The sequence below is a fragment of the Dolichospermum sp. FACHB-1091 genome (assembly GCF_014697585.1).
Taxonomy (GTDB): domain Bacteria; phylum Cyanobacteriota; class Cyanobacteriia; order Cyanobacteriales; family Nostocaceae; genus Dolichospermum.
Map to the genome: position 1 here is coordinate 1 of NZ_JACJSB010000044.1, position 25,602 is coordinate 25,602.

At 40.5% G+C, this 25,602-nt stretch carries 20 protein-coding genes and 2 pseudogenes; 8 read left to right on the forward strand and 14 right to left on the reverse strand.

Annotated features, from left to right (window positions below):
• The first annotated feature begins 512 nt into the window (after positions 1–512).
• The 3 genes from H6G25_RS21665 (at position 513) to H6G25_RS19715 (ending at position 3,823) form a co-directional block, all read left to right on the forward strand.
• Positions 513–887 carry a tetratricopeptide repeat protein gene (locus H6G25_RS21665; RefSeq protein ID WP_347239226.1) on the forward strand — a complete coding sequence of 125 codons (375 nt, stop codon included), beginning with the start codon at positions 513–515 and terminating at the stop codon, positions 885–887.
• 235 nt (positions 888–1,122) lie between these two features.
• The gene (locus H6G25_RS19710) at positions 1,123–2,679 is read left to right on the forward strand and encodes a DEAD/DEAH box helicase family protein (RefSeq protein WP_190393950.1); all 1,557 of its coding nucleotides are present in this window, start codon (positions 1,123–1,125) and stop codon (positions 2,677–2,679) included.
• Positions 2,609–3,823, forward strand: coding sequence for a DUF790 family protein (locus tag H6G25_RS19715; RefSeq protein ID WP_190393951.1), 1,215 nt, complete (start codon positions 2,609–2,611; stop codon positions 3,821–3,823). The genes H6G25_RS19710 and H6G25_RS19715 overlap by 71 nt, the downstream gene beginning before the upstream one ends.
• Before the next feature lie 369 nt (positions 3,824–4,192).
• Here H6G25_RS19715 and H6G25_RS19720 read toward each other — a convergent pair whose 3' ends face one another.
• Together H6G25_RS19720 and H6G25_RS19725 are read right to left on the reverse strand one after the other, a co-directional pair.
• Positions 4,193–8,023, reverse strand: a complete 3,831-nt coding sequence (locus tag H6G25_RS19720; RefSeq protein ID WP_190393952.1) for a peroxidase family protein — start codon at positions 8,021–8,023, stop codon at positions 4,193–4,195.
• 255 nt (positions 8,024–8,278) lie between these two features.
• Positions 8,279–10,198, reverse strand: a complete 1,920-nt coding sequence (locus H6G25_RS19725; RefSeq protein WP_190393953.1) for a DNA polymerase III subunit gamma/tau — start codon at positions 10,196–10,198, stop codon at positions 8,279–8,281.
• A 143-nt stretch (positions 10,199–10,341) separates the two neighbouring features.
• Between H6G25_RS19725 and H6G25_RS19730 the strand changes: the two genes are divergently transcribed.
• Both H6G25_RS19730 and H6G25_RS19735 read left to right on the forward strand, forming a co-directional pair.
• Positions 10,342–10,989, forward strand: a complete 648-nt coding sequence (locus H6G25_RS19730; protein WP_242035037.1) for a hypothetical protein — start codon at positions 10,342–10,344, stop codon at positions 10,987–10,989.
• 271 nt (positions 10,990–11,260) lie between these two features.
• Positions 11,261–14,053 (forward strand): tetratricopeptide repeat protein, encoded by a 2,793-nt coding sequence (locus H6G25_RS19735; protein WP_347239227.1) that lies wholly within the window; start codon positions 11,261–11,263, stop codon positions 14,051–14,053.
• 283 nt (positions 14,054–14,336) lie between these two features.
• Here the strand turns inward: H6G25_RS19735 and H6G25_RS19740 are convergent, their stop codons facing one another.
• The 4 genes from H6G25_RS19740 to H6G25_RS19755 form a co-directional block, all read right to left on the reverse strand.
• Positions 14,337–15,086 carry a cobalt-precorrin-6A reductase gene (locus H6G25_RS19740; protein WP_190393956.1) on the reverse strand — a complete coding sequence of 250 codons (750 nt, stop codon included), beginning with the start codon at positions 15,084–15,086 and terminating at the stop codon, positions 14,337–14,339.
• Between the two features lie 33 nt (positions 15,087–15,119).
• Complete coding sequence (locus tag H6G25_RS19745; protein ID WP_190393957.1) at positions 15,120–15,713, reverse strand: hypothetical protein; 594 nt, start codon at positions 15,711–15,713, stop codon at positions 15,120–15,122.
• 296 nt (positions 15,714–16,009) lie between these two features.
• A complete protein-coding gene (locus H6G25_RS19750) occupies positions 16,010–16,354 on the reverse strand; it encodes a type II toxin-antitoxin system PemK/MazF family toxin (protein ID WP_028085048.1) in 345 nt (114 codons plus the stop codon).
• Positions 16,351–16,626, reverse strand: coding sequence for a ribbon-helix-helix domain-containing protein (locus tag H6G25_RS19755; RefSeq protein ID WP_028085049.1), 276 nt, complete (start codon positions 16,624–16,626; stop codon positions 16,351–16,353). Before H6G25_RS19755 ends, H6G25_RS19750 begins: the two co-directional genes overlap by 4 nt.
• Positions 16,627–16,858: 232 nt before the next feature.
• On the opposite strand from H6G25_RS19755, the gene ispG reads away from it, so the two are divergent.
• Positions 16,859–18,085, forward strand: coding sequence for a (E)-4-hydroxy-3-methylbut-2-enyl-diphosphate synthase (gene ispG / locus H6G25_RS19760; RefSeq protein ID WP_190393958.1), 1,227 nt, complete (start codon positions 16,859–16,861; stop codon positions 18,083–18,085).
• Positions 18,086–18,330: 245 nt separating this feature from the next.
• On the opposite strand, the pseudogene H6G25_RS19765 reads toward ispG, so the two are convergent.
• Positions 18,331–18,705: pseudogene (locus H6G25_RS19765) on the reverse strand (DUF4277 domain-containing protein); the annotation flags it as partial.
• Between the two features lie 363 nt (positions 18,706–19,068).
• Between H6G25_RS19765 and H6G25_RS21415 the strand changes: the two are divergent.
• The gene (locus H6G25_RS21415) at positions 19,069–19,224 is read left to right on the forward strand and encodes a hypothetical protein (RefSeq protein ID WP_242035039.1); all 156 of its coding nucleotides are present in this window, start codon (positions 19,069–19,071) and stop codon (positions 19,222–19,224) included.
• A 103-nt stretch (positions 19,225–19,327) separates the two neighbouring features.
• Here the strand turns inward: H6G25_RS21415 and H6G25_RS19775 are convergent.
• The 7 genes and pseudogenes from H6G25_RS19775 to nagA all read right to left on the reverse strand — a co-directional run.
• Positions 19,328–19,750 (reverse strand): annotated as a pseudogene (locus tag H6G25_RS19775) (IS630 transposase-related protein); the annotation flags it as partial.
• 325 nt (positions 19,751–20,075) lie between these two features.
• The gene (locus H6G25_RS19780) at positions 20,076–20,606 is read right to left on the reverse strand and encodes a YqeG family HAD IIIA-type phosphatase (RefSeq protein WP_190393960.1); all 531 of its coding nucleotides are present in this window, start codon (positions 20,604–20,606) and stop codon (positions 20,076–20,078) included.
• A gap of 197 nt (positions 20,607–20,803) precedes the next feature.
• Positions 20,804–21,376 (reverse strand): DUF3727 domain-containing protein, encoded by a 573-nt coding sequence (locus H6G25_RS19785; RefSeq protein ID WP_190393961.1) that lies wholly within the window; start codon positions 21,374–21,376, stop codon positions 20,804–20,806.
• Positions 21,377–21,513: 137 nt separating this feature from the next.
• Positions 21,514–22,005, reverse strand: coding sequence for a Holliday junction resolvase RuvX (gene ruvX, locus H6G25_RS19790; RefSeq protein ID WP_137906919.1), 492 nt, complete (start codon positions 22,003–22,005; stop codon positions 21,514–21,516).
• Entirely contained in the window at positions 21,992–23,236 is a 1,245-nt protein-coding gene (locus tag H6G25_RS19795; protein ID WP_190393962.1) for a GNAT family N-acetyltransferase, read from the reverse strand. The genes ruvX and H6G25_RS19795 overlap by 14 nt, the downstream gene beginning before the upstream one ends.
• Positions 23,237–23,469: 233 nt before the next feature.
• Positions 23,470–23,670, reverse strand: a complete 201-nt coding sequence (locus H6G25_RS19800) for a hypothetical protein (RefSeq protein ID WP_190393968.1) — start codon at positions 23,668–23,670, stop codon at positions 23,470–23,472.
• A gap of 137 nt (positions 23,671–23,807) precedes the next feature.
• Entirely contained in the window at positions 23,808–24,968 is a 1,161-nt protein-coding gene (gene nagA, locus H6G25_RS19805) for an N-acetylglucosamine-6-phosphate deacetylase (RefSeq protein WP_199319818.1), read from the reverse strand.
• A gap of 84 nt (positions 24,969–25,052) precedes the next feature.
• Between nagA and purE the strand changes: the two genes are divergently transcribed.
• A complete protein-coding gene (gene purE / locus H6G25_RS19810) occupies positions 25,053–25,565 on the forward strand; it encodes a 5-(carboxyamino)imidazole ribonucleotide mutase (protein WP_190393963.1) in 513 nt (170 codons plus the stop codon).
• The last annotated feature ends 37 nt before the right edge of the window (positions 25,566–25,602 follow it).

Consider the following 25,602-nt stretch of genomic DNA (forward strand, 5'->3'; position numbering starts at 1 on the left):
TTAATTTATCGCGTTTGGCTAAAGCGTGAAAGTCTACCGAGGGATAACTGCTCCCATGCTCCCGTTGAAGTAGAAAGTAAAGTCTAGTTTTGTCTAGGTTTTATATAGCAGAATATAGGCTTTTTTATCATTAACAATCCATACTTGCATTTCTTGGAAACTTACCTTGTGGATATTATCTCTGAACTCATAAACTACTTGATGACCTTGTGTTTCACCAAGTAGATGTTTATATAAGTCTGTTCACTTCACTTACTAAAGGGAATTGTATCATAAAGTTAACTTCTAAGTAAATCCCTTAATCTTTGATAAAAATTAGCATATATAAATTAGTATAAAAATTAGTATATAATCGGTTATAGGCGTGCATATTTCTACGCCAAGTATAAAGTTTGAATAACACAAATACAAATCTAGTTAAATACTACCATAACCCCCAAAATTGAGCAACCACAGGTCAAATATTATGCAGCTACCAACATTAATTAACTAGTGCCTTAGTATTCACTGCATTGACAGTTACCCTTAGTGTTAACCCTGGTTTGAGTCAAGAGATTCCCATAGATGATTACAACCCAGCCATCAAAATTAATCCTAACGATGCAAATGCCTACTACAACCGGGGAGTTGTCCGTTATGAATTAGGAGATAAGCAAGGAGCAATAAAAGATTTCAACCAAGCTATCAAAATTAATCCTAACTTTCCCCAAGCCTACGGCAACCGGGGAAATGTCCGTGCCCCAACCCCCTCCAATATCAAAAGTTTATCCTTTTCTTCCCCCCGCAGCCCTGGGATTGAGGGGGGTGCGAGGAGGGGGCAAATGAAGTACCTCATAAGAGCGGAAACCCCTGTAGCTGTGGTTTTATATGGAAAAGGAGAACAATAACAGACTTATTAGTTAACATAAACTGTATTAAAGTTAGACAAAAATTTTGCTGATATAGAGATCCTAAATAAGACGCTGAATACCTCTTTCTCTCTACCTCTGCGTCCTCTGTGGTTCGTTCAAAAAAATCCGTTCACAACCCACTGAGGATTGCTGATATTAACTTCTTGGAAAAGAATCTTTGGAGTGATAAAATAATTGGTGATATCAGTGTAACTCTATTCAGAGAAAATAAATGGCTCGTCACCCCACCTTAACTTTTGATCGTGGTACATTAATTTTACATCCACCACCACGGAGTAAAACTTGGATAGATTATGCCAGATGGGATGATAGAGTGGAAAAATTCCGCATTCCCGCTATAAGATACCGTTGCTTAGTTGAAGCACTTCAAGCCGAAGCTACAGATTTTATTGATGACGCTAAGGCTTTTTATCCCCTGGAGTTGGTAGCTAGTGTAGAAATGAACCCCTATTCCCATCAAAATGAGGCTTTAGCGGCTTGGAAACTGGCTGGAAGACGGGGGGTAGTGGTACTACCAACAGCGGCGGGAAAGACCTATTTGGCGCAAATGGCGATGCAAGCCACACCACGCACGACATTAATTGTCGTCCCCACGTTGGACTTAATGCACCAGTGGTATGCTCACTTGGTAGCAGCTTTTCCTGACGGGGAAGTAGGTTTACTGGGGGGTGGTTCACGGGATAGAACACCGATTTTAATTGCTACATACAATAGTGCCGCTATTCATGCGGAGAGTTTAGGTAATAGATATGCTTTGATAATTTTTGATGAATGTCATCACTTACCTACAGATTTTAACAGAGTTATTGCCGAATATGCGATCGCTCCCTATCGTTTAGGACTGTCTGCAACCCCGGAACGTACAGATGGTAAACACGCTGATTTAAATATTCTTATTGGTAGAGAAGTTTATCGTAAATGCGCTGAAGATTTAGCTGGTAAAGCTTTAGCTGCTCATGAAATTGTGCAAATTAAAGTTAAATTATCCCCATTAGAACGAGAAAAATATAATCAGTTAATTCAAACTCGCAATGATTTTTTAAAACAATCAAAAATCTCTTTAGGAAGTATCCAAGGTTGGCAAATGTTTGTGCAAATGAGTGCAAGATCCGAACCTGGACGTAGAGCAATGTTAGCACATCGTCAAGCCAAAGAAATCGCTTTAGGAACTGATGGTAAATTGCGGGTACTTGTGGACTTATTAACCACCCATTATCCCGAAAGAATTTTGATTTTTACTGCTGATAATACTACAGTTTATCGTATTTCTCAAGATTTATTAATTCCCGCAATTACTCATCAAACACCAGTGAAAGAAAGACATGAAATTTTAACTAAATTTAAAGCAGGTGAATATAATACCTTAGTTGCTTCTCATGTCTTAAATGAAGGTGTAGATGTTCCCGCAGCCACTATTGCGATTATTTTATCAGGTACGGGTTCAACGCGGGAATATATTCAACGATTGGGGAGAATTTTACGCAAGGGAAATTTAGCAAATAAACAAGCAATTTTATATGAAGTCATAGCCGAAGATACAAGCGAAGAGGTAACTTCAGCCAGACGCAGGGGAGAAAATAACACTCAGGAAGAAAAACCGAAAAAGACAAATTTACAAGTTATTTATGGTGGGGGAAAGAAAAGCGATTTAAAAGCAGCAGAACAATTAGAAATTAACTATTCAACTAAAAAGAAAGATGTTACCAACGGACCTACTGATACACCGCCAAAACGGCGAGGAAATTATTCCGAAGAGACTGAAACTTGATCAGAAACATTTGAATTTAGCTAAGGATTTAATTAGTTTTTTTCAGGAAGCAGTCGGGAAAACTCAAGGATTATTAGAACGTCAATTAGCAGACTTTGAAGGAGATACTACAGATTACCGCATGAAACGGGGTTTAGCTTATATTCTGAAAAGCAGTTTTTGTACCTTTGAAATAGTCAGTCCTCTCGAACCAGCAATGTTAAGAGAAAGGGTATTTACTTTAGCAGCCAAATCTACTTATAGTCGAGAATTAACGGATATTACTTTAAATAAAATTGCGGCTGATTTAAGTCAAGAACTCAACCAAGAAATTTTACATAACCAAATACGAGACGGACTTTACGCAGATTTATCAGAAAATAAAATTCTAACTGCTTTTGATGCTCCCAAACCAGAAGATGTTTTACATCGTTATAATTTATCTCAAATTCAAGGAGTTTTTTATAAAGCAACGCAATTAGTATTAAATGCTCATCGCAATGTTCCCGGAGAATATAAACTATTGTTTCGTTATTTAAAGCTATTTCAATTAATGGCTTATATTGAAGGTGATGCAGATCATGGTTTTACGATTAGTGTAGATGGTCCTGCAAGTTTATTTACTTCCAGTACCCGTTATGGTTTAGCTATAGCCAAGTTAATTCCCGCTTTACTTCATGTGACAAAATGGAGTTTATCAGCAACCTTACAAACTCGTGATTTTTACACAAATGAGTTAAAAATAGGACGTTTTAGCCTTAATTCTGAATGTGGATTAGTCTCCCATTATCCTCCAGGTAAACCTTATGATAGTATGTTAGAGGAATCTTTTGCTAGTAAATGGGATGGCTTAAAAAGTGGTTGGATATTAGAGAGAGAAGTTAATTTAATTCCCATTCCTGGTAGTGTGATGATTCCCGATTTTCGATTAGTTCATGCAGACGGACGGGTATTTATTTTAGAAATAATTGGTTATTGGAGGCCAGAATATTTACAAAAGAAATTTTCTCAAATAAAACGGGCAAATTGCGATAATTTGATTTTAGCAATTTCCGAAAGATTGAACTTAGAAAAAGCTGGAGTCAAATTAGATAATGTTCCCGCGAAAATTATTTGGTTTAAAGAAAAGTTACTACCAAAATCCGTATTAGCTGTCATGGGGTAAGTTCTATTCCTGGAGTTTAGACTACAGCAAATTGTCATCAAACCTGGAACAAGAACCCCACCCCCAACCCCCTCCAATATCAAAAGTTTATCCTTTTCTTCCCCCCGCTGCGGGGGGAATCAGGGGGGTGCGATGAGGGGGCTAGGATGTACCTTATATGATTGGAAATTGCTGTAAATCGGTCATGTTCAAGAAAAAAAGGAGTCTGATTGAATACAGTCCTCCTTTTGTCAATGCGTAAGTCCTAAGACTAACCAAAACTTTATAGGACAAAGGTTTTCAGGCCATCTCGCAGCTTTTTACGCCTATCTCAGTTTCACGTCAAGTTCGGCTCCCATGGAGAGTCCGAAGTGAGTGTGCAATCAACCATCAGCCTGTGATGATGAAATCGGATGCGGTTAACGTGGGAAAAAGAGCCTGGGCTGAGAGCACGTCGGAAGGAAAATAGGCGTTGAACTTGCTGAGTGTAGCAATTTGTACACCTGTGGACGGACCAGTGCCATCTATATCGTAGGAGAGCGCTCCATTGTTGCTGTTGTAGACAATTCTGGTATTGCTCGTTGTGGCCTCCGCAATAACATTGGCCGTGCTTGAACCAGCAATAGATTCAAATTGGTCGACCCTGATCCCATTAGTCGAAAGCGAAGAGTAGATGACACTGCTGAGAACCAGCTTGTCAAGGTTAGGCGAGAAATCAGTGATTCTATCAATACCAGTTGTTGCAAGTGGCTGACCGAAGTAGAAGCTGTCATTGCCCATTCCACCCGTCAGTACGTCAGATCCTGCTTCACCGTAGAGCTTATCATTGCCCTCTCCACCTTTGAGCGTATCAACGTCGTCCCCACCAAAAAGCTGATCATTGCCACCTTGGCCATTTATATCATCAGAGCCAGTCTCGCCAAATATCTTGTCATTGCCTTCTCCCCCATACATATCATCGTTTTCACTTCCACCAAACATATCATCGTTCCCATCGCCACCCCTAAGAAGGTCATTGCCGGCTTCACCAAAGATATTGTCATTGCCAGTGCCGCCATCAATGAAGTCATTGCCAGTGCCGCCGTAGGCGATGTCGTTGCCGCCATCACCCCAGATGCAGTCATCGCCACCGAGACCCTTAATGGTGTCAGCATCATCAGTGCCACCAAACATCTCACTAGCATTACCGATTCCATTTGGATTTAACTCACCGCGGGCATCCAAGTAATTACCGCCATTGCCTGTGAACACGCCATTGACATAGCCTGCAAGTCCTACGGTCTGGCTGACTCCAAAGATATCGGTGACTGTTTTTGTTGCCGCCGACAGCGCAGCATTGCTGTTGAATTCAAGGTTGGATTCACTGTCCAGTTCATAGTCGGCATCGTTGACGGCAAAGATCTTGTGATAGAGGTGGCGAACGCCAGTGGATTCCATTACGAGATCGGCCAAAACTTTGCCTTGAATCGAGGCCAGCAAGTCAGTAGCACCAAGTTTGCTCAGGTAGTAGTTTTCATCGCCTCGCTGTAGCTGCTGCATTTGATAAGAGTAGATGAAATTATGGGTCGGTCCGAGCATACCGCCGGGAACCCTGGCCTCCGCTAGGCCGCCAATCCAAAGGGATATCTTTTGGAAATCCTGATTTCCTGAAGTTCCCTGGTAATTCGGATCTAGGGCGTTAACGCTGGTTCCGGTCCAGGCATTGCCCATGAAGTTGTTATCTAGAATCGCCGCATCGGCCGCGCTGGATAAGGCAGCCGCATAGATGGAAGCATCGCCCGCATTGTTGCTGGCTTGTAAGTTATTCCAGTAATTGAGATTCGTATTGTTTGAGTAGCTGCTTAGGATGGCATCACGGGAGTAAGCCATGATGAATCCCTTCAGGGAGTTGGGGTGTAGCAAGTGGTTGCCAAAATCTCGCCAACTCACATAGGGACGCAGATTGGCTTCCTGGGCGGCCAAACGAGCATCAATTCCGTTGTTAGTTTGATTCGTGGCGGTTGTACCAGATGTAAGACGGATATTGCGTAGAAAGGCTTGCATCTCCTGCCGTGCCTGGTTCAGAGAGGAAATGCCGCTATCCTGTCCTCTGCCGATGTTGAGGGCAGCAAGATCAAGGGGAAGGCCAACAAGTGCATTTCTTAAGGTATTGGTAACATATTCATCAGTTAGATTGCCAACCTGATTCGACGTACCTGCCACAATCTCAGCCGCTGATTTGTCTGTATACAACTGAGGGGCTAGAAAGGCTTGCAGCAGCGGGATATCTTTCTTGCCTTGTGTCAAAGCAATTCCGGTCTCTGGGTCAATATTAGCCATGGCCAATGTTTCACTCAACTGGGAGTGGCCAAAGCGGAAGGTCGAACTGGCAAATTCAGCAAGTATCGAAGGATTAAAACCTGCACTTACCCCAGCAAAGGCTCCTAGATCGGGGGTGATGCGACGTGCGTATTCTTGAAAGACATGGTGCTGATAAAACTGTTCAGTAACCAGCTTGGCGGCCTCGAGTTTTTCTTCACCAGACATGGTGAAGTCACGATTTAGCTTCTGATATTCGCTAATGTTGACCTCTAATTGTTTGAGAATAGCGTTGTGTGCATTTACAAAAATTTGGTGAAGACTGGTAAGTCCAAGATTTTCATTGGCGCGGCCATCTCCACCTACTGCATGGAGATTTAGCACAGAAGGATCCTTAAGATCTCCATTTGCATTAAATTGGCTTTCACCTGCTGGCCTCGTGGCTCCTTGCCAGTTGTTGGCCAAATCAATCATGAAGGCTGATCCAGACTTGACCAGCACTGAATCCGCTGTTAGTAATGCGGTATCAAAAATGTATCCTTTTTCGCCAGAAATTTTGTTTAAGGTAACAAAGCCTAGTCTTCCTGCCCCCGGCCTGCCCACGGGAATCACCTCAACCAGTGGCACACTGCTAACGTCAATATCGCGGATGACCAGTCCAATTCGAAGCGCATTGTTTTTCAGATCGGTCCAGCGGGTAATACCATTGTTGCTGCCAGTTAGCATGGCGCCAGTGAGTTCGCCATTGGCGTTGTATTCCCTGAGAAATACACCATGGCTGAATGTAGATCCATAGGTTTGGTTGAGATCAATAAATGCCGAAGTAAAATTAAAGCTTTTGCCATTTCTTGGTGAAAGCTTCAGCACTCCGTTGCTGCCAATTGAAGCTATAACCCCAGTAAATGGAGACTGTTTGTTGAAGGCATCAACAACTTGGTTAAGGGTTGAACCTGTTGGGATTGTAATGATCTGATCATTAAGAACAACGTTACCACCGTTGGCAATCGTTGTGAACGCAACGCCGCCAACCGCTGCATTTTCATTGTCAACATCCCAAGTTTGAGTCAGGGCATATTGATCCAGTCCGAGTTCTGTCAATAAACTATCTTTGCTACCCTCCCCTAGCCTGACCCGAACTGTGTTGCCCCTTGATAGGGCCATGAAATTTGTTGTGCTGCCGGCGTTGTAGAGTTGATCCCCAGGCAATAAGGGTATTAAAACAGTTCCATCATTCCCCTTGTCAAGGAAATCAAGTCCATGAGAGTGATATTGGCCGAAGATGGTAAAAAAGTCTGAATTTGGCAGCGGATTGCTGCCTGTCAGGATTGTTTCATGACGAGTATTGTTGTTTTGACTCACCCTGCCAAGGCCAGTTCTGGTGCCGGACTGTGTCCACTCACGCGCATAGGGATTATCCAAGGTCTCAAAGGAGCTTTTGCCTGTTTGGTTTGAAATCAGATTGCTGATCAGTCTAGGCTGGGCATCGAAGATCAGGTTGCCACGAATGCTATAGTCAGCAACGTAGGCTGCGGTGTAGTTTACGGAACCTGTGGGAAAGTTAATTGTGAATCCACCTGTATCACTGCTAAAATCGCTGGCTGTTAGATTGCGAAATAGGGTGTTTGTCGCTCCAGCATGGTAACGAATGTCAGTTGTCGAGGTTATCTGAAGGCTTGAGGTTGTTTGCGTGGGCGATTGGGGTATGTCGAAAAGTTGTTGGTCGGTGCCATTGAGGTTCCGGAAACCGCTGGTGGGTTTCGCCCCCACAGCGTTAAGAGGTCCGGGTAATATTGCTGTTGACGGCTTGTTGTCGTATATCTTGTAGACTTGCCATTGGTAGTCGATAAACTCAATATCGTTAAAGGTGAAGAAGTCGACGACAGAGTCGTAGACAGAGTTGTAAAGGTAACTTTTAACACTCATTGATTTTTCCTTTGTTTATGGCGTTCTGTTGTAACTATTACCATTGTAAATAGGGCTTGCTTAGTTTTGCAACCCCCACTAGAAAATTATTAATGAAAATTATTAATGTAAGTTGCTAGTTAGGTAAATTGTCAGAATCAGGATGTCTAGGATTAAAGGATGAACAGGATGAAACCAGAGCTTTTATTACCAATTACCCATTACCAGCCTCAATGAGATAACTAGCAACTTGGGTTATTTACAAATATCATTTTTTCAAGTATATTCATCATCAACATAAGATTCATATATCTCATGGGTTTCAGTAGAAGTAACAGAATCCCCCAGGTGGAAACTATCATCTGTTATACGAATAATTTCTCCAGAAAAGAATTTAGCCAGACTTTCCGCAGCTTTAACTACACCATCATGATCCCAGTTTGATGAAGGTGCTGGTACTGGTGGAGAAGAAATAGTTTGTACTGGTGCTGTGTTGGTAACAACAGGCTGAGTTTTGATAAGTGCCGGTGGTGGTGTGGATACTGTAGATACTGGCTGTGGTGCGACTGTGGGAGGCTGTGGTGTGGGTTGGAGAGATATAGGTTCGGGTGTTTGTTGAACGGGAGGCGAATTTTGCCCTGGTGGATTTCTTCTCGTTGATGTAACATTTGCGCCAGTAGCTTTTTCCAGAGTGACTTGTATTTCCTGCTGGAATGTTTGTCTAAATGCTGTAGTAATCACAGGTACATAAGATCTCACTTTGTCATACCAAACTGCTTTTACCCCTACACGGGCCATAGAACCGTTGAACTCAATTAAATGGCACATTTGCCCTAGTAGTGCCTGGGTGGGTAGCTGTTGAATATGTCCACGCACTTGTTGCCAAAGTTGTGTTAAGTCGTATTGTGAATCTTCTCTAATTGGCTCTACTGGTGCTGGTACGGATAAAGGTTCTGGGACTGGTGGTGGGAAATTAACAGGTGAATTGTGATTTGTGGGCGGATATGCCGGTGCAGGGGCGACGGGAGGGTAAACTGGGGTTACAGGAGTTGTATTAACTCGCTGGGAAATATTTTGGGAAATATTTGCCGTTTGGATTTGAATATTGGCGCTGGGTAATAATCCCAGTAATGTTACTTCTAACCATAACCGGGGTTGAGTGGTGTTTTTTATTTGTACTTCAGCCGTTCTCAGGTGTTGTTGTCCCAGTAGGATGGTACTAGTATCGAATTTTTGGGCAAAGTTGACTAATGATGTCCAGGTTGACTGGGTACAGGTAACTAAATCTTGACGACTGGGGGCGGTTTTCGCTATCAGGAAATCCCGGTAAAAAGCGGCGAGATTTTGGAGAATTATTAGGGGTTCTCTACCTCTATCTAGGATTTTTCGGGTAAAGTCTAATACTATCTCTGCCTGATCTTGACTGATGGCTTCTAATAGCCCCAGTAAGTCTTTTTCACTGACTGAACCCACCAAATCCCAAACTTTATCCGGTGTCACTTCTCCATTGACTAATGCTAATTGATCTAGTAAACTTTCTGCATCTCTTAATCCCCCTTGGGCAATTTGTCCTACCAATGTCAAAGATTCATGGGAAATATTAATATTTTCTTGGGAGGCAATGTGAGTTAGATGTTTTACCATGGACTCTAGTTGAATCCGCCTAAAATCAAACCTTTGACAACGAGAAATAATTGTTGGTAACACTCTTTGTGGGTCTGTTGTCGCTAGAACAAAAACAACGTGCTTAGGTGGTTCTTCTAGGGTTTTAAGTAATGCATTGAAGGCTGCGGTACTTAACATATGGCATTCATCAATGACATAAACTTTATACCGACACTGCATGGGAGCAAATTGCGCCCTTTCAATCAGTTCCCGAATATTATCAACACCAGTATTACTAGCAGCGTCAATTTCAATCACATCTGTAGAATAGCCTTTAGTAATTCCCTGACAAATTTCGCAAACCCCGCAGGGTTGGGGTGTGGGTTGGTTACCTTGCAGACAATTGAGAGATTTAGCCAAAATTCTCGCACTAGAAGTTTTTCCTGTACCTCTGGGGCCAGTGAACAAATAAGCAGGGGCGATTTTTGCTGAAAGAATAGCATTAGTTAGGGTAGTAGCGATCGCTTCCTGACCCACCAGTTCAGCAAAACTTTTTGGCCGATACTTGTGGTGCAGCGGTTCGTAAGACATGGAGACAGGTTTAAATCCGTATATCCCAGGTAAATTAAGGGTTTCACCATTCTAACAAGTTATGGCATTTTCCCATTTCCTTGCCACCGTACTAGTCACTGACATCGTTAAAATTTGAAGAAGCAACATCAATGGTGCCGCAGATGCTCAAGCAACTAATTCAATGGATCAAAAAATTTTTCCGGCGCTTGTTTGCTGGTAAACAAAATCTCACCCCCGCTGGAGAACAAGTTCCAAAATCAGTAGCACCACCCCTGAGTGATACAGATTTAGAATTTCTATTTACAGAACTTTTAGAAGGGGTCCATCAAGTCAAGGGACAAACCTGGACACAAAAATGGCTAGATAATCTTGAGCATCGTGTCAGCACGGAGCGCTGGTTAGAATGGTTAAATCGGTTTGGGGAAAGATTATTAGCATCCTCTAGACCTCATCATGAATTAGCAGTTAGACTAGTTCAACTTGGTGAATTGAGAGTTGGGGAAATCAGTAATCTGTCCTACGATATAGGTATGAAAATATTAACGCGCAATCCGGGAGAGCCAATTTGGGAATATGACGGACCAGATATAGTACAAAATAATCCTTCAATAGCAACCAAAACGGAGGAAGAACTAACGACAGAAGAATACAAAACTGTTACCCTAGATGAGTTACTCATGATGTTGCAAGATGATGAAAACCTATGTCAGCAAGTTGCTGAACAACTAGGGATGGAAACAGATAATCCAGAAGAAATTATTCAAGCCTTGGTTAATCAGTATCATGAAGCTAATAAATCTTCTGTATAATCAGGATGAGTGATGGGAAGAGTTTCTGACTCCATCTCCTGATTACTAATCTCAATGACTAAGTTTTATTTAATTATGTAAATACAAGTATTATTACATAATTGACTTGAGATTTTGTAGTTTATTCAGTAAAATAGCTACAATCGAGGCGAAAGAAAATCCAATAAAGTGGCAGATGTTCAGATGGCTCTTGCAATGGCTTAACAAATTTTTACAGTACACCCTTGGCGGTCTTCGGATCAGTAATCCCCAGACTAGTCAAGGCCGTCTGGTGGCAGATCAGCTACCGGAACTTACGAATGCGGATCTAGAGTTTTTATTTAACGAACTGCTGGAAGGAGTGCATCAAGCACGAGGACAACAGTGGGCTTTGAAGTATTTACAGCGGATGGAACCGCGAATTACTCTTGACCGTTGGCTAGATTGGCTGTTGATATTTGGCGACAAATTACTGGCCTCTTCTGCACCTAATCATGAGCTAGTCAAACGGATGGTGCAGTTGGGTGAGTTAGGTATTGGTGAGGTTAGTAACCTGTCCTATGATATTGGAATTCAGCTATTGTGGCGCAACATGAACCAGGATCATGATCGCAGGCAAAAGTTACAGGAAGAGGACTTAGGTAGTCCCAGTCAGGAATTTCTCCGCGAATTTGGTGAACTACTATGGGAATATCAAGAAGTGGATGCTATTACAAACCAATCCGTATCCCAAATGATTGAGGATCTGTTGACTAATTCTTCTTTGGAGTTAACTGGTGAGTCTTTGTCCAAAAATATTGTCGAGAACAACCCTAAGACAGAAAGTAAGTATCCGAGTTACAACTATACAATTCAGAACAATGTTAAGGATAAGGAAGTATTTGCAGAGGCATTAGCTCCCCAGGAGGAAAGCTGGAATCAGTCTTTGATGATAGACCCGCAGTTAGCACTTACTTTAAATGAGTTGATAGTGCGGTTGGAGCAAAGCGCCCATCTTGTTCAGCAGTTAACTTCAGATTTGGCAATTCGTGATAGTCAGATTGTTAAGCAACCAAAATCACAAATCATTGTTGCTAATCGGGCGGAAACTTTGTTTTACCAAGGGTTACAGTTGGCTAAATCTGGGGATTTATTAACTGCTTTGGCTTTGTATGAAGGAGCTAGTAAACTACAACCTCAAGCTTATGAATATTGGTTTCATCAGGGCTTGACACTATTTTACTTACACCGATGGACTGAGGCGATTGCCGCTTATGATCAAGTGCTGGCACTTAAACCGGATTTCTACAAAGTTTGGTATAGTCGGGGCTGTATTCTCTGCGAATTGGGAGACTTTGATGCGGCTATTACTGCTTTAGATCAAGCGATCACTATTGAGCCAGATTACCAAGAAGCTTGGTCTATTAGGGGCTTTGCCTTACTGAAGTTGGGTTTAATCAGGGAAGCGATAACTAGTTATGATCAAGCTATCAAGCTACAACCTGAAGACGTAGAAGCTTGGTACTACCGAGGCGTAGCCTTAGCTGTGGGAGAACAATATCCAGAAGCAATTGCTAGTTATGATCAAGCCATCAAGCTACAACCTGACTATCATGAGGTGTGGATTGACCGGGGTGTGGTGCTATTTAATTTACAAAAATGGTTAGAAGCTATTGAGTCTTGGGATCAAGCCCTTTATATTCAACCTGAATTTTATTTGGCCTGGTACAACCGAGGTGTGTCCTTTGAAAATCTAGGTCGTCGTGAAGATGCGATCGCCTCCTATCAAAAAGCCATAGCTATTAAGCCTGATTTTCAACCGGCTTGGTATAATCAAGCTATTGCCCTGTTTTACTTAGAACTTTTCGTCCAAGCTATTTACTGTTATGACAGTGCTTTACAAATTAAACTGGACTATTGGGAAGCTTGGCTAGGTCGTGGTGCGGCTGTTGGTAGTCTAAGCCCTGAGCAATCATCACTGATTGTAGCTAGTAACATTTCTCGCTCCAATTCCAGCCTCAATTTAGGCGGTTATGAGGGCAAGTTAGCAAGTTATCAAGAGGGTTTAAAACAGCTTCGTCCAGATACGCACCCAGAAGGTTGGGGAAGATTACATATAGCTATCGGTAATACTTATTATGAGCAAGGGAAAAAAGAAGTTACACCCCGTGATTATTGGCATCACGCCATATCTGAATACCAATTGGCACTATCCACTCTCACACCGGAAGATTTTCCAGAATTGCATCTAGAAATTTTGCAATCTCTTAGTAAGGTGCTTGTTTGTTTGGGAAAAACAAAAACTGCACAAGAATTTCAAACATGGGGGATTGAATTATTAAAACAATTACTAACTCACCCCACTCGTGCTGATGAAAGCAAAAAACAACTGGTGCTAAAATTCGCAGGTTTGGCACAATTAGCAGTTGATTTAGCTGTAAGTACAGGAGACTTAGTAGAAGCTTGGGAAATTGCTGAACAGGGTAAAAATAATTGTTTACAGTGGTTAATTTCTGATGTTAATCATCACGTTCATTCTGTAAAATATACGTCCATTCAACAATTGCTTAATCCCTCTACAGCCATAATTTATTGGCATCTTAGTCCAGCAGCCTTACACACATTTATTATCAAAGATCAAGCACCATCTCCTATTGCCTTACTTACTCCCATACAAGATATAGAAGCAATTCCCGAAGCAGTATGGCGCTTAATTCAATTTGAGAATTGGTTAGGAGATTGGCAACAATCCCCTACACTGTCAAAACTGTTAGAGTTGCAAAATATCTTGAATATTTTCACAATTACTCAAGAACTAGAAGGAGTAGATACCATAATCTTAATTCCTCACCGTGATTTGTATAAATTACCTTTGCATAGTTTATTTAATTTGCCTTTATCTTCAGTATCTTCTCGATCAATGGTCAATTATAATATTACTTATTTACCTAGTGTAGTTATGGGTATTGATTTACAATCTCAGTCGTTCTCACCTTCTAATCAAAATAATAGTAGTAAGGTTTATCCTCTACTCAAATTTGATGAGTTAGCCGAGGAAATAGTAAGCGAAACTTTTGCTATTTCTAAAGATTTTCTCAGTTATTAGGAGGGAATAGGTAGACTTCGCTTGTGTAGTAGAGAATTATATTCGCTGAAAACTTTTTAAACATCTTTTAAGAGGTTGTTTGAAAAGTATTATATGAAACCCATAATCTCCAAAAACCTAACCCCCCTCCCCCCCTTCCCTGGTAGGGAAGGGGGGTTTTAAAGCCTCTCCCCTGGTAGGGGAGAGGTTTGGAGGGGGGTCTGTTTACACATTAAAAACTTTTTAAACATCTTTTAAGAGGTAAGAGGGGAAAAATTTTTTACTAATGACTAATGGCCAAATTTTACAAAATAGCCAACTTGCTCAAAAGCCATTGCACAGCAGTTTCCACATCTGGAACTTGTTCTCCTGGGGGTACAGGTGGACGATTTACCATCAGAACCTTTATCCCTAATTTGCGGGCGGCGATAATTTTAGGATATGTGGCACTACCACCGCTGTTTTTGCTGACAATACAATCTATATTGTATTTGAGTAAAATTTCCTGTTCCTTTTCCAAATTAAAGGGACCGCGATCGCGGATAATCAAACCTGGTGGTACTATAACATCAGGATTTGGTGGATCAATCATCCGCATTAAAAACCAAATTTCTCGTAAATTGGAAAAAGTAGCAATTTCTTGCCTACCAATTGTTAGAAATACTCGTTTAGCTTGATTTGATAATGCTGCGGCGGCGTCCAGATTATTTTCCACTTCTAACCAGTTATCACCCTCTAGTTTTTCCCAGGGTGGACGAATTACCATTAATCGAGGAATACCGACTTCCTGTGCAGCAGCAGCAGCATTTTGAGAAATCTGATCAGCGAAAGGATGAGTAGCATCAATTAATATATCAATGTGCATTTCTCGTAGATAACTAGCTAATCCTGATGCACCACCAAAACCGCCAATCCTTACATTGCCAAGGGGAATAACAGGTTTACGGGTACTACCAGCTAAAGAGGCGATAGCTTCAATACAGGAAATATTTGATACTTTAGCAGCTAACTCGGTTGCATCACCAATTCCACCTAAAATTAAAACGCGCAACATATTCAAAATACTATCACCTGTCTGATTTAATAACTAATGTTGATTAAGACTAGATTCTAGAGTTTTAACTTGGTTTTGTAATTTCTCCACAGTTTGTAAATGAGATTGTTGTAATGAAACCAATAACCAAATAGAACTACCAATAAACATTGTCATCACAGCTATCAAAAGACTTATTAACAATTTCACCTGAAAATTAAGACGTTTGACCTGATTTTTATCTATAATCTGGGAACTAGCGGCTATATTTTTAGTTTCATTTTCTACTAATACTTCTATTTTTGGTGCTTCCTCTTTAGGAAATGCAACTTTACTTTTTAGCCATCCAGTAATCAACTGAGGACAATTATTTTTAACCCATTTCCAGGCCAATATTTTGATCACTGGTTTAGATATTTTAGTAGCAAATTTCAGGGTTTTATTAAGAGTTCCCAACTGAAATTTTTGGTTAATTAAATTTGTTATACCGATATCATAGAGACAATCTATAATTAACTTAATTGTCATTTCCTCATTATAAACTAAAGTTTTTATCAATACAAGTACCTCATTCATCAATTTTTCTTCTCGGTCTTTTTCTGGAGAATGTTCTGTTGAATCCTTTGATATTTTTACTGATTTAGTCATATTTTCAGTTGAGGTATATAGCAGAGAACAGGAAGGATCAGGGAACAGAGTTAAAACTCCTTTGGTGTATAGTTTTTATGTAAATTTTGTATTTCATTTAAGTTCATAATGATTTCATATTTAGCCAAAATTACCTGACTTTCATCTCCTTTTTGAGTAAGTTTTTGAAATACGTGGAGCGGGAATTTTATATACAGCACTCATTCATCCGCAATTCTCCACGTAAATTTTCGCCTTATCCCCTTTTTACGGGTAAAGAATCAGAATCAAGATGAAGCGTAACTTTGAATTACTTATCACCCTGGTAGATCTAACGCAATTAATAAAGCTTGTTCCAGATGTGCCATGACAACTTCAGAAAGTACACCTCTTAATCGCAAAAAGCGGGTCTTAGATAATACCCGCACCTGATCTGCCATTGCGATCGAGTCCTTCTTGAGACCGCCATCTGGTGCTAAAATTAAAACTTGAGTGGGGTAAACTCGCTTCCCGTCTTGATAGGTGGTACAAGGTACTGCTAAAACTACTGGGCTGGATAGATTAATCACATCACGACTAACAATAATCACTGGACGAGTTCCTCCTTGTTCTGAGCCTTCAGTCGTTTCTAAACGAGCATCATACACCTCACCCCTTCTCATCTTGGAGATTCCCCTAACTGCAACGCCTCCCACTGGGCTGTAGCAAATTCTACCTCTAGTTTTAGGACTTCAGCCTGATAATCTGGATCATTAGCCATTTCTGCCAATGCGGCATCAATTTCAGAGCGCTTTTGTATGGCTAGTTCCCTTCGTAAAGCCTGGGCGACAAAATCATTACGATTTTTGGCTTTTCCTTCCATAACCGCTTTATCTGTGGCTTCTAGGAGTTCTCTGGGAATGGTTAACGTCGTGCGAACGGTTTCTGTTTTCATGGCGCGTTCATTATTTTGATGACTGAAGTGATGCCTTATATCATATCGTTTTCCGCATCATACAAAATTAAAAATTAAAAATTAAAAATTAGTCATTCTCAATTGTTTATTCTCAATTTTCCCGGATACTTTTCTAATTTATCATCCAAAACACCACCAATTGTGGCAATCTGAGAAGTATAACCTCTGGCGATCTGATATTTTAGCTACAGAAAATCTACCTGTTTAGATTATGCAAACTTTGCCGACTTTGGAAATTAGTAACACTAGATCTAGTCAACCCGCCTTTGATACTACTATCAAACGCCGCAAAACCCGCGCTGTTAAAGTGGGAAATGTCATCATTGGGGGCGGATACCCAGTGGTGGTACAGTCAATGATTAATGAAGATACCCTGGATATTGATGGTTCTGTAGCCGGTATTCGTCGTCTCCATGAAATAGGCTGCGAAATTGTCCGTGTTACAGTCCCCAGTCTTGGACACGCTAAAGCATTGGCGGAAATTAAACAGAAATTAATTCAAACTTATCGTGATGTACCAATTGTGGCTGATGTCCATCACAATGGCATGAAAATCGCTTTGGAAGTCGCTAAACACATCGAAAAAGTGCGAATTAATCCAGGTTTATACGTATTTGAAAAACCCAATACCAGCCGCACCGAATATACAAAAGCTGAATTTGATGAAATTGGTGAAAAAATCCGTGAAACTTTAGCCCCGCTGGTAATTTCCTTACGTGATCAAGGTAAAGCCATGCGAATTGGCGTAAATCATGGTTCTTTAGCGGAAAGAATGTTATTTACCTATGGTGATACACCAGAAGGTATGGTAGAATCTGCCATAGAGTTCATCCGCATTTGTGAATCTTTGGATTTTCATAATGTCGTCATCTCCATGAAAGCCTCACGAGTTCCTGTTATGGTGGCTGCATATCGTCTCATGGCCAAACGTATGGATGATTTGGGTATGGACTATCCTCTCCATCTAGGCGTGACCGAAGCAGGGGATGGAGAATATGGTAGAATTAAATCTACTGCCGGTATTGCCACATTACTAGCTGACGGCATTGGTGATACAATTCGTGTATCTTTGACAGAAGCACCAGAAAAAGAAATTCCTGTTTGTTATAGCATTCTGCAAGCTTTAGGTTTGCGGAAAACAATGGTTGAATATGTCGCTTGTCCTTCTTGTGGACGGACTTTATTTAATTTAGAGGAAGTGCTACACACAGTCAGAGAAGCCACTAAACATTTAACTGGATTAGATATTGCTGTGATGGGTTGTATTGTCAATGGACCCGGAGAAATGGCCGACGCTGACTATGGTTATGTTGGTAAAACCCCCGGTTACATTTCTCTGTATCGTGGTCGGGAAGAAATTAAAAAAGTTCCAGAAACCCAAGGGGTAGAAGAGTTAATTAATCTGATTAAAGCAGATGGACGTTGGGTAGAACCGTAATATAATTTACTGTTAAACACTTATTTACGTCCTCAATAAGTTGTTATAAATCAACCCCTCTAAACCTCTCCTTCCCTCCCAAGGAAGGGAGGTTATTAAACATCTCCGAATGTGTTTTGGGTAAGTCCTGTAGAACGAGAAAAATATAAAATGAGCTATAGCAATAGACAGGGAGATTAGGACGCTGTACGAAGCACATCTTCCATAGCATCCCGGAGAGAGTCAAATTGAATTAGTTGTTTGCGAAATTTTTGGGCGGCTTTTACTGCGATGATAAAAAAGATTGTATCTAATCCTTTTATAAATAGTTTATCCATGACTCTCCCCAGTTTATCGTCGTTGAGACATTCTGGTTTTACTCCTGCTCCTATTAGATGTTCACAAGCGATTGTTTCAAAATATTTAGGAAACATATATAACGGTTTAGAGACAAATCCTAACCCGTTTATTATCATGGCTTTTACTACTTGACCTGCATTTACTTTTTCGTCTTTTTCGTCTTTTTCGACTCCTATTAATTCATTTATTATTTCTACTATTCCGATTGAATCTATGATTCCTGCTACTATCCCTAGATGGTCTATGTTCTGAATTTTTATTTCTTGGGGTTTTAATTTCACAACAGTTTCCTCTACTTGTCTATTATGATTCTCTCATTTCTTGATTTCTGAATAATAAATTTTTTAATCATCTTGAATTTTCTTTTTCTTTCGGCATCTTTAGGAAACTTTACTTTCTCACACTACCCTCCTTTTAATGATACATATTCTCATTAAGCTTATTTCTCTTTAATTTATCGTTAGTTATTATGTACTACTAGCTCTGCTTTTTTGATCTGTGCCAGTTCAGGGTGCGGAATGTGGGATCAAAAGGTTCTGCCATTTGATACAGTTTTAATGGATACTTGGTAGGCAGTGAACAATTTAATGCTTTATATTGATAGTCTAGATAAAGTTTATTATTGTCCTTGAAAGACTAATCGTTTGGTTGATGATAGTTTTTGCAAAGAAAAATATAAAAATATTGAATCATTGTCATGGAGTGAAGAAGAGTTAGAATGTGGTAAAATTATCAAGATAAAAGCATTCCCCGCAAAAGAAAAAAGTGAAGCTATTCCGGGTTGCTATCTCTACCGATAGAACGGATTATATCGCAACTAATGATATATCTCAAAGTCCTATGGATGTTACGCAAAAGGTGTGTAAAATCCGTTGGAAAATAGAAGAGTTTCACAATGTGGGCTATATAGACTATAGACTCTGGTTCATACATCCCTATCTCTTCTCTAAATTGAAGTCGTTTGACTTTATCTCGTTCTTGATAACCATAAGTTTTTTCCCGTGAACCCAATTTTTTTTAAGGCTCTTGATATTGTGCGTTTGCTAATTTCTCCCGACCATAGTTTAGCCATATCTGATTGCGTTTTATCCCCATTAACCAAGACAAAGTTCTCAAATTGTTCCCAGTTAGTAATCTTATGACCTTAAGGGGTGGTTGATTTGGTAACGCTTGGTAATCTCCTGTACTAGCTTTTCGTTGAAGCCAAAGGTTGATTGTATGACGATTGATTTGATAAACTTCTGCCGCTTCACTCTTCTTCATCCCATCTAACTCAATTGATTGAATTACTTTCTGACGTAAGTCGTAACTATAGGGTTTTGGCATGATCTGTTCTCGTTCTGAACACTTGAGTTGTATCCAGTGTTGCTTTACTCATAATATTATACTGGTTGTCCTAACCGCCTTGGCAGTTGCTATATATAAAATATGGAAAATATACAGCGCCAATCCCTCTATGGTGAAGGTTGACGCTGTACGGTTTTATATTTATCTATTATCCGCTAGGGTCTTTTTTAGCTGACCCTGATGTTATTAAAATTAATAATCGCCTATTTTTGAAAAAATAGAGACTTTCTTAAGTATTTCTTTATATTTACTTTCCTGATGAATTATGAATCTTTGTAAAGATTTGTATTGTAGGAAAGACTGATTACCTGTGTTTTTTGCCGTTAATAGATGCACCTAATATCTCTGATATCCAAACTTCAATATTGCGGACAGGATGGGAACGGATGGCTGTAAAATCAGGATGGATAATTGGCTCTACTAAAATTGTAAACATTCCTAAACGATTACCCGCTAATACATCTGTAAACAAGCGATCGCCCACCATACCCACTTGATGGGCGGGTAAATTCATGCCTTGTAACGCAGCCCGAATTTTTCGTCGGGAGGGTTTGGCTGCACCTAAGTAGTACGGTAAATCTAGAGAACGGGCAATACTACCGATTCGGGATTCACTCAAATTATTGCTAACCAACCACAACGCCGTACAAATACGTATTTCCTCTACCCATGCTTGTAATTCTGGAAAAGTAGAACTTGTGGTCATAGGTACTAAAGTTTCATCCACATCCAATACTAGCCCTTTTAGCCCATATTGTTGGATTACCTCTGGTGTCAGTGTTAAAACTGAACCCGCTAAAATTAAGTTAGGCTGTAATAGATGGTTGCGAGTCATAATTTTTGTATAGTTACCATGAGATTTCTAATATCTCACACAAAAGCGCAAAAACGCAAATAATTAAAGTTGCCAAGGTTGAATTTAGCAGTTTCATCTTTCAATTTAGCAAAACCATTTTCAGCATGGGAGCAAGGGTTGAGAGTTTTGCGAGTCCTCTGATTCCTCGCTCCTAGATGCTTAAATTTTGGAATTAATTACTCAACTTCATTAAAAAGATGTTCTTCTAAGAGGGGTTGAAATTTGCGGAACTCTTCGGGAGAAAGTAATTCTGGTTCACCAGTTTTAGTAATTCTGGCAAAAAAGAGTAGGGGGTCTAGGGGAGTATAAATTGCATACTCCTGGTTATCATGATAAAAATTGGCAATTTCCATTAATTGCTCTGGTTCTAAGCCGTTTTCTTCATCTTCAATTTCTAAAGTGAAGAATTTAGACTCATCCTCAGGAGGTAACTCTCCTGCTACAGTTAAGGCATAAGCAGTATTCTTGAGGATCAGGTTTTGCTCAGAAAGAACAGCTTGAGCCGTGCCGAATATTTCTTCAATGATATCATCATCTTCTACTAATACGGCCTCTTCTTCATCGCCGTCACTTTGCCAAGCAAATATTTCTATTGGTGTATCTACGGGCAGAAGCAGAACATATCTTTCTCCATCTACGGATAGATTATGTTCAATGTAACATTCTAGGGTTCGTTTTAGCTCGTCTGTTAAAATCAGAGAACTTTCGGAATCGTGATCATTGTCTTCAGAAAATGGAGATGAATACATACTTGAATTATGTAGCTGTAATCATAAAATCTAATACTCTTAAATATGGAAATCATGAAACTGCTTGTGGACAGTTGATGTCAACCATAAATTGAGAGATAGAAGTAATAGTTTTGAGAATACCATGTAAAAAGGGATCACTCATCAGTAAATGTTACCGCCCCCTGTACTAAACTGCGTCTAGCATCTAACCACTGTTGTAAAATCAATGCAGCAGCCTTACGATCTATTAAACCCTTATTTCTAGACGGGGAACGATTCTCAGCTATCAGCAGTTGTTCTGCTTGCAAGGAAGTTAATCTTTCGTCCATATATTCTAAAGGAAGTTTGAGCGCCGAAGCCAGTCTAGAGGCAAATTTTTGCACGTGACGGGCTTGAACACCAATAGTACCATCCATTGAATATGGTAAACCAACAACAAGAATTTGTACCTGTCGCTGGTTGACTATTTGCTGGATTTGTGCTACATCTTCGACAAAGGAACGACGCTCAATGGTGGTGATACCCGTAGCAATTAAACCAGTCCCATCACATCCCGCTAAACCGATGCGTTTACTACCAACATCGACACCCAAAGCGGAGATAAAGGATTTTGATTGCTGTGGAGAAATCACGTTATTGTTGTTCATGGGGTTGATCTGTGGCTGAGTCTAGGGCAGAGGGTGTATCTATATGAGAACTTTTATGAGGGAAACCGACAATTTCTGACTGGGTTGGTATAGCTCTTTCTGGCTGTACCTGTTGTGTTTGCGGTATCCATGACATTCCCCCAGGTATGGGTTTGCGGGTTGGTTGCAGTCCTTGTAACATTTCTTGCCACTGAATCCCTTCTAAGGAGACAAATTTCGATTCTCTGAGTTTATGCCACACTGAACGAGACATGATCAGGGTATGTTCTCGACGTTTAGCGCCAATACGCTCTAAATATTCCTCCCGTTCTGGCTGATAGTCTGAAGAAGCCAATTGTAACCCTTGTTGGGGAAAATCTTGGGCAATGCGAGCTAATTGAGACAATAATTCAGGATATAACCAAGTATAAGCAGGATGAACTGTGAGAGTTGCTACATGAGGATTTGCCCCGGTACGGTGCAGTTGGATCTGAAAATAACCAATAGCTGCTTTTCGCTGGGGTTCAAACACATAGCCACTGACAACTTCAGTTTTGCTCGTCCACTGCTTGACAGCATCAATTATCGCCCCACACAAGGTAGTTTTAAAGTCGTGGGTGTGACGATCAAATACTTGCCTCACTAAAGGAGGCATGGATGCTGTATCTAGTTGATATAATAAAGGAGCATCAGCATTACTCACCGGCAAGAGATTGGGTAAATCTGGTTCGGTTTGGATTAATTCCCCTAATAACTGCGGACTAATTTCCCAGTATGTCATTTCCGCTAAACGTTGAAATCCATTATGCCGATAAAGTGCTAAAGCATCCACATCATTAACGTTAACTTCTAATATCCACGTCCGCGCTTCTAAAATTGATTCAAAGCAATGGCGTAGTAGTTGAGAACCTACCCCCATGCGATCGCCGGTTCGTGCTAACATGACTTGATTAACTCGCCAAGTGCTGCGAGTCCGGTTAAAGGGTGATACTTGAATCATTCCTAACAGTATTCGTCCCTGCTCGGCGATATAGCCCCAGAAGCGGTACTGTAATGGGTTAGGAAACCAACTCAACAATTTAAGTAATCCATACCAGCGCCGTAGCCACTGCATTTCACCTATAGATTCAGTAGCTGCTTGGGGGGAAAGGTGGGATAATGATTCTTGAGTCAAGGATTCAATTCCGTCCAAATCTCGATGTTGGACTGGTCGGATAATAACACTGAGGTTTCGAGGGAGTAGTGGAGTCATTTTAATTCAAGCCGCCATTTAACCTTTACAAAAACAAAATATGATAGTGATGAGTGATGTAATACTGCAATTATTTTAACGGCTTTTTGCTCTTAGGTCTTGTTTCCAAAGAGTGATTGTATTAACTAAATACGTAAAAAATATCAAAAGCAGAAACGGTGACTATACCCTGGGGTGAAAACCACAATATCTGCCTTTATTTTATGTTAATTGTGCTAAAAATACTTTTAAATCTATAGACTTTGACGAGAAGCGAATTTTTCAAAATCCGCTTGGGTTTGATGAAGTAATTGCTGACGACTATCTTGTATGGTAGGTTGGAAGTTAGGAATCAAGTTGCGAGCTTGTAGGGTCATGTGCAATTGTAAATTGGCTACATAGTCGCTAATATCTTGATTATCTACAGTTGCGCCCGTTAATACGTTTGATTCCATTGCCACTGTGTTCTCCTTTGTGAATTTTGTGTGATAGCTGCACTAGATCACAAGCTATCATGTTTTTTATTTAGCTGCTGATTTCGTAATGAAGTTTAATAGACATCTGGGGGTAAAGATTGTAGAGACTTGACCGGTCAAGTCTCTACAAGGGTTAACCTTTGCCAAGTGAGTTCTTCAGTAGCTTTATCCCAGTTCCAGCGTAATAAATGGGCTGGTTGATTGGGTGCAAATGTTGGTATACTGATAGCTCGTCTAGGTGCATCCGTAGCGAGATTAATGGCGTTTTCTATGTCACAAACCCCCCATTTTACCAGATTTTGCACTCCCACTAATAAGGGTAGAGTTGTTCCCGTTAAAGTACCATCTTGTAGTCTAGCTGTACCATTAACAACTTCAATTTGTCGGTTATCCCAGGGATAGATACCGTCTGGTAATCCTAGAGGTGCAAGAGCGTCACTGACGATAAATAGACTTTTACTAGCACGCAAAAGAATTTTAAGAATCATTGGATTAACGTGCTGACCATCAGCAATAAAGCCACAGAATACATGAGGATCATTGATTGCTGCACCTAATAAACCTGGTTCGCGGTGGTGTAGGGGAGGCATGGCATTAAAAGCGTGTGTAATCATTGTAGCACCTTGAGAAAAAGCCTGTTGTGATTCGGCTGCGGTAGCTTGTGAATGTCCTAAACTAACAGTAATTCCCAGGGAACGCAAATAAGGGATGACTTTTCCTGTGGTGTCTAACTCTGGTGCGATGGTAATGAGTTTGACTATGGGAGCATAGTCTCCTAATACTCGTTTAACTTGATCTATGGTAAGGGGTAGTAAATATTCGGATGGATGTGCGCCGCGTTTGTAGTAGTTTAAGAATGGTCCTTCTAGATGAACTCCGAGAATTTGTGCAGAATTTGGGGAATTTGAGGTATAATCAGTGAGAATAGCGAGGGAGCGGTGAATATTTTCGATAGAAGTCGTGACTAGGGTTGGTAAATAACCATCAACTCCTGCTGACCATAAAAATGAGGATATTTTGGGTAAATGATGGGAATTTTCCAATGTTAATTCCGGAAATGCTAATCCTAGACCACCATTGATTTGTAAGTCCACACCACCTAAAGAAATCCAGTCTCCAGCTACATCTAAAATTTGCAGATGTTGTGGTATAGTTTCAACCCATGCTGTATTCATGGGCATAATGCTGTTAATTATGCCTTCTTGATTAACTAAGATTCTTTGTAGATCTTGATAACCGGGTACTTTTGCGTTAATAATGTTTATGTTTGCCAGCATGGGTGTTATTTTAGTTATTAGTCATTGGTCGTTAGTCATTGGGAAATATATTCCCTCCTCCCCAGTCCCCAATCCCTAATTATTATGAGTGTAGAAATTGGTATTATTATGGGTAGCGATTCTGATTTACCTACGATGAAAGAGGCGATCGCTATTTGTGAAGAATTTGGTATTGTATTTGAAGTTGCTATTGTCTCTGCCCATCGTACCCCAGAACGGATGGTAGAATATGCTAAAACCGCACATCAACGGGGTATTAAAGTAATAATTGCTGGTGCTGGTGGTGCGGCTCATCTTCCTGGTATGGTAGCATCTTTAACTCCTTTACCTGTAATTGGTGTCCCGGTTTCGACTCGGAATTTACAAGGTATGGATTCTTTATATTCTATAGTACAAATGCCAACAGGAATACCCGTTGCCACTGTTGCCATTGGGAACGCGAAAAATGCTGGACTTTTGGCCGTACAAATTCTTGCTACCCACCAACCGGAGTTATTACAAAAAGTTGTGGCCTATCGCCAAAGTCTGTGTAATTCGGTGATGGAAAAACAAGCTAAACTAGATCAGCTTGGATATGCAGAATATTTGCAACAATAGATATTCAGATATCTAGAACTGACAGGATAATCGCTTT

Coding starts and splice junctions, on each gene's coding strand:
- H6G25_RS19795 (WP_190393962.1), bottom strand. CDS start 23,236: ATGACTCCACTACTCCCTCGAAACCTCAGTGTTATTATCCGACCAGTC.
- H6G25_RS19755 (WP_028085049.1), bottom strand. CDS start 16,626: ATGAAAACAGAAACCGTTCGCACGACGTTAACCATTCCCAGAGAACTC.
- H6G25_RS19800 (WP_190393968.1), bottom strand. CDS start 23,670: ATGGAATCAAACGTATTAACGGGCGCAACTGTAGATAATCAAGATATT.
- H6G25_RS19750 (WP_028085048.1), bottom strand. CDS start 16,354: ATGAGAAGGGGTGAGGTGTATGATGCTCGTTTAGAAACGACTGAAGGC.
- ruvX (WP_137906919.1), bottom strand. CDS start 22,005: ATGAACAACAATAACGTGATTTCTCCACAGCAATCAAAATCCTTTATC.
- H6G25_RS19730 (WP_242035037.1), top strand. CDS start 10,342: ATGCTCAAGCAACTAATTCAATGGATCAAAAAATTTTTCCGGCGCTTG.
- H6G25_RS19725 (WP_190393953.1), bottom strand. CDS start 10,198: ATGTCTTACGAACCGCTGCACCACAAGTATCGGCCAAAAAGTTTTGCT.
- purE (WP_190393963.1), top strand. CDS start 25,053: ATGAGTGTAGAAATTGGTATTATTATGGGTAGCGATTCTGATTTACCT.
- ispG (WP_190393958.1), top strand. CDS start 16,859: ATGCAAACTTTGCCGACTTTGGAAATTAGTAACACTAGATCTAGTCAA.
- H6G25_RS19710 (WP_190393950.1), top strand. CDS start 1,123: ATGGCTCGTCACCCCACCTTAACTTTTGATCGTGGTACATTAATTTTA.
- H6G25_RS19745 (WP_190393957.1), bottom strand. CDS start 15,713: ATGACTAAATCAGTAAAAATATCAAAGGATTCAACAGAACATTCTCCA.
- H6G25_RS19715 (WP_190393951.1), top strand. CDS start 2,609: ATGTTACCAACGGACCTACTGATACACCGCCAAAACGGCGAGGAAATT.
- H6G25_RS19780 (WP_190393960.1), bottom strand. CDS start 20,606: ATGACTCGCAACCATCTATTACAGCCTAACTTAATTTTAGCGGGTTCA.
- nagA (WP_199319818.1), bottom strand. CDS start 24,968: ATGCTGGCAAACATAAACATTATTAACGCAAAAGTACCCGGTTATCAA.
- H6G25_RS19740 (WP_190393956.1), bottom strand. CDS start 15,086: ATGTTGCGCGTTTTAATTTTAGGTGGAATTGGTGATGCAACCGAGTTA.
- H6G25_RS19720 (WP_190393952.1), bottom strand. CDS start 8,023: ATGAGTGTTAAAAGTTACCTTTACAACTCTGTCTACGACTCTGTCGTC.
- H6G25_RS19785 (WP_190393961.1), bottom strand. CDS start 21,376: ATGTATTCATCTCCATTTTCTGAAGACAATGATCACGATTCCGAAAGT.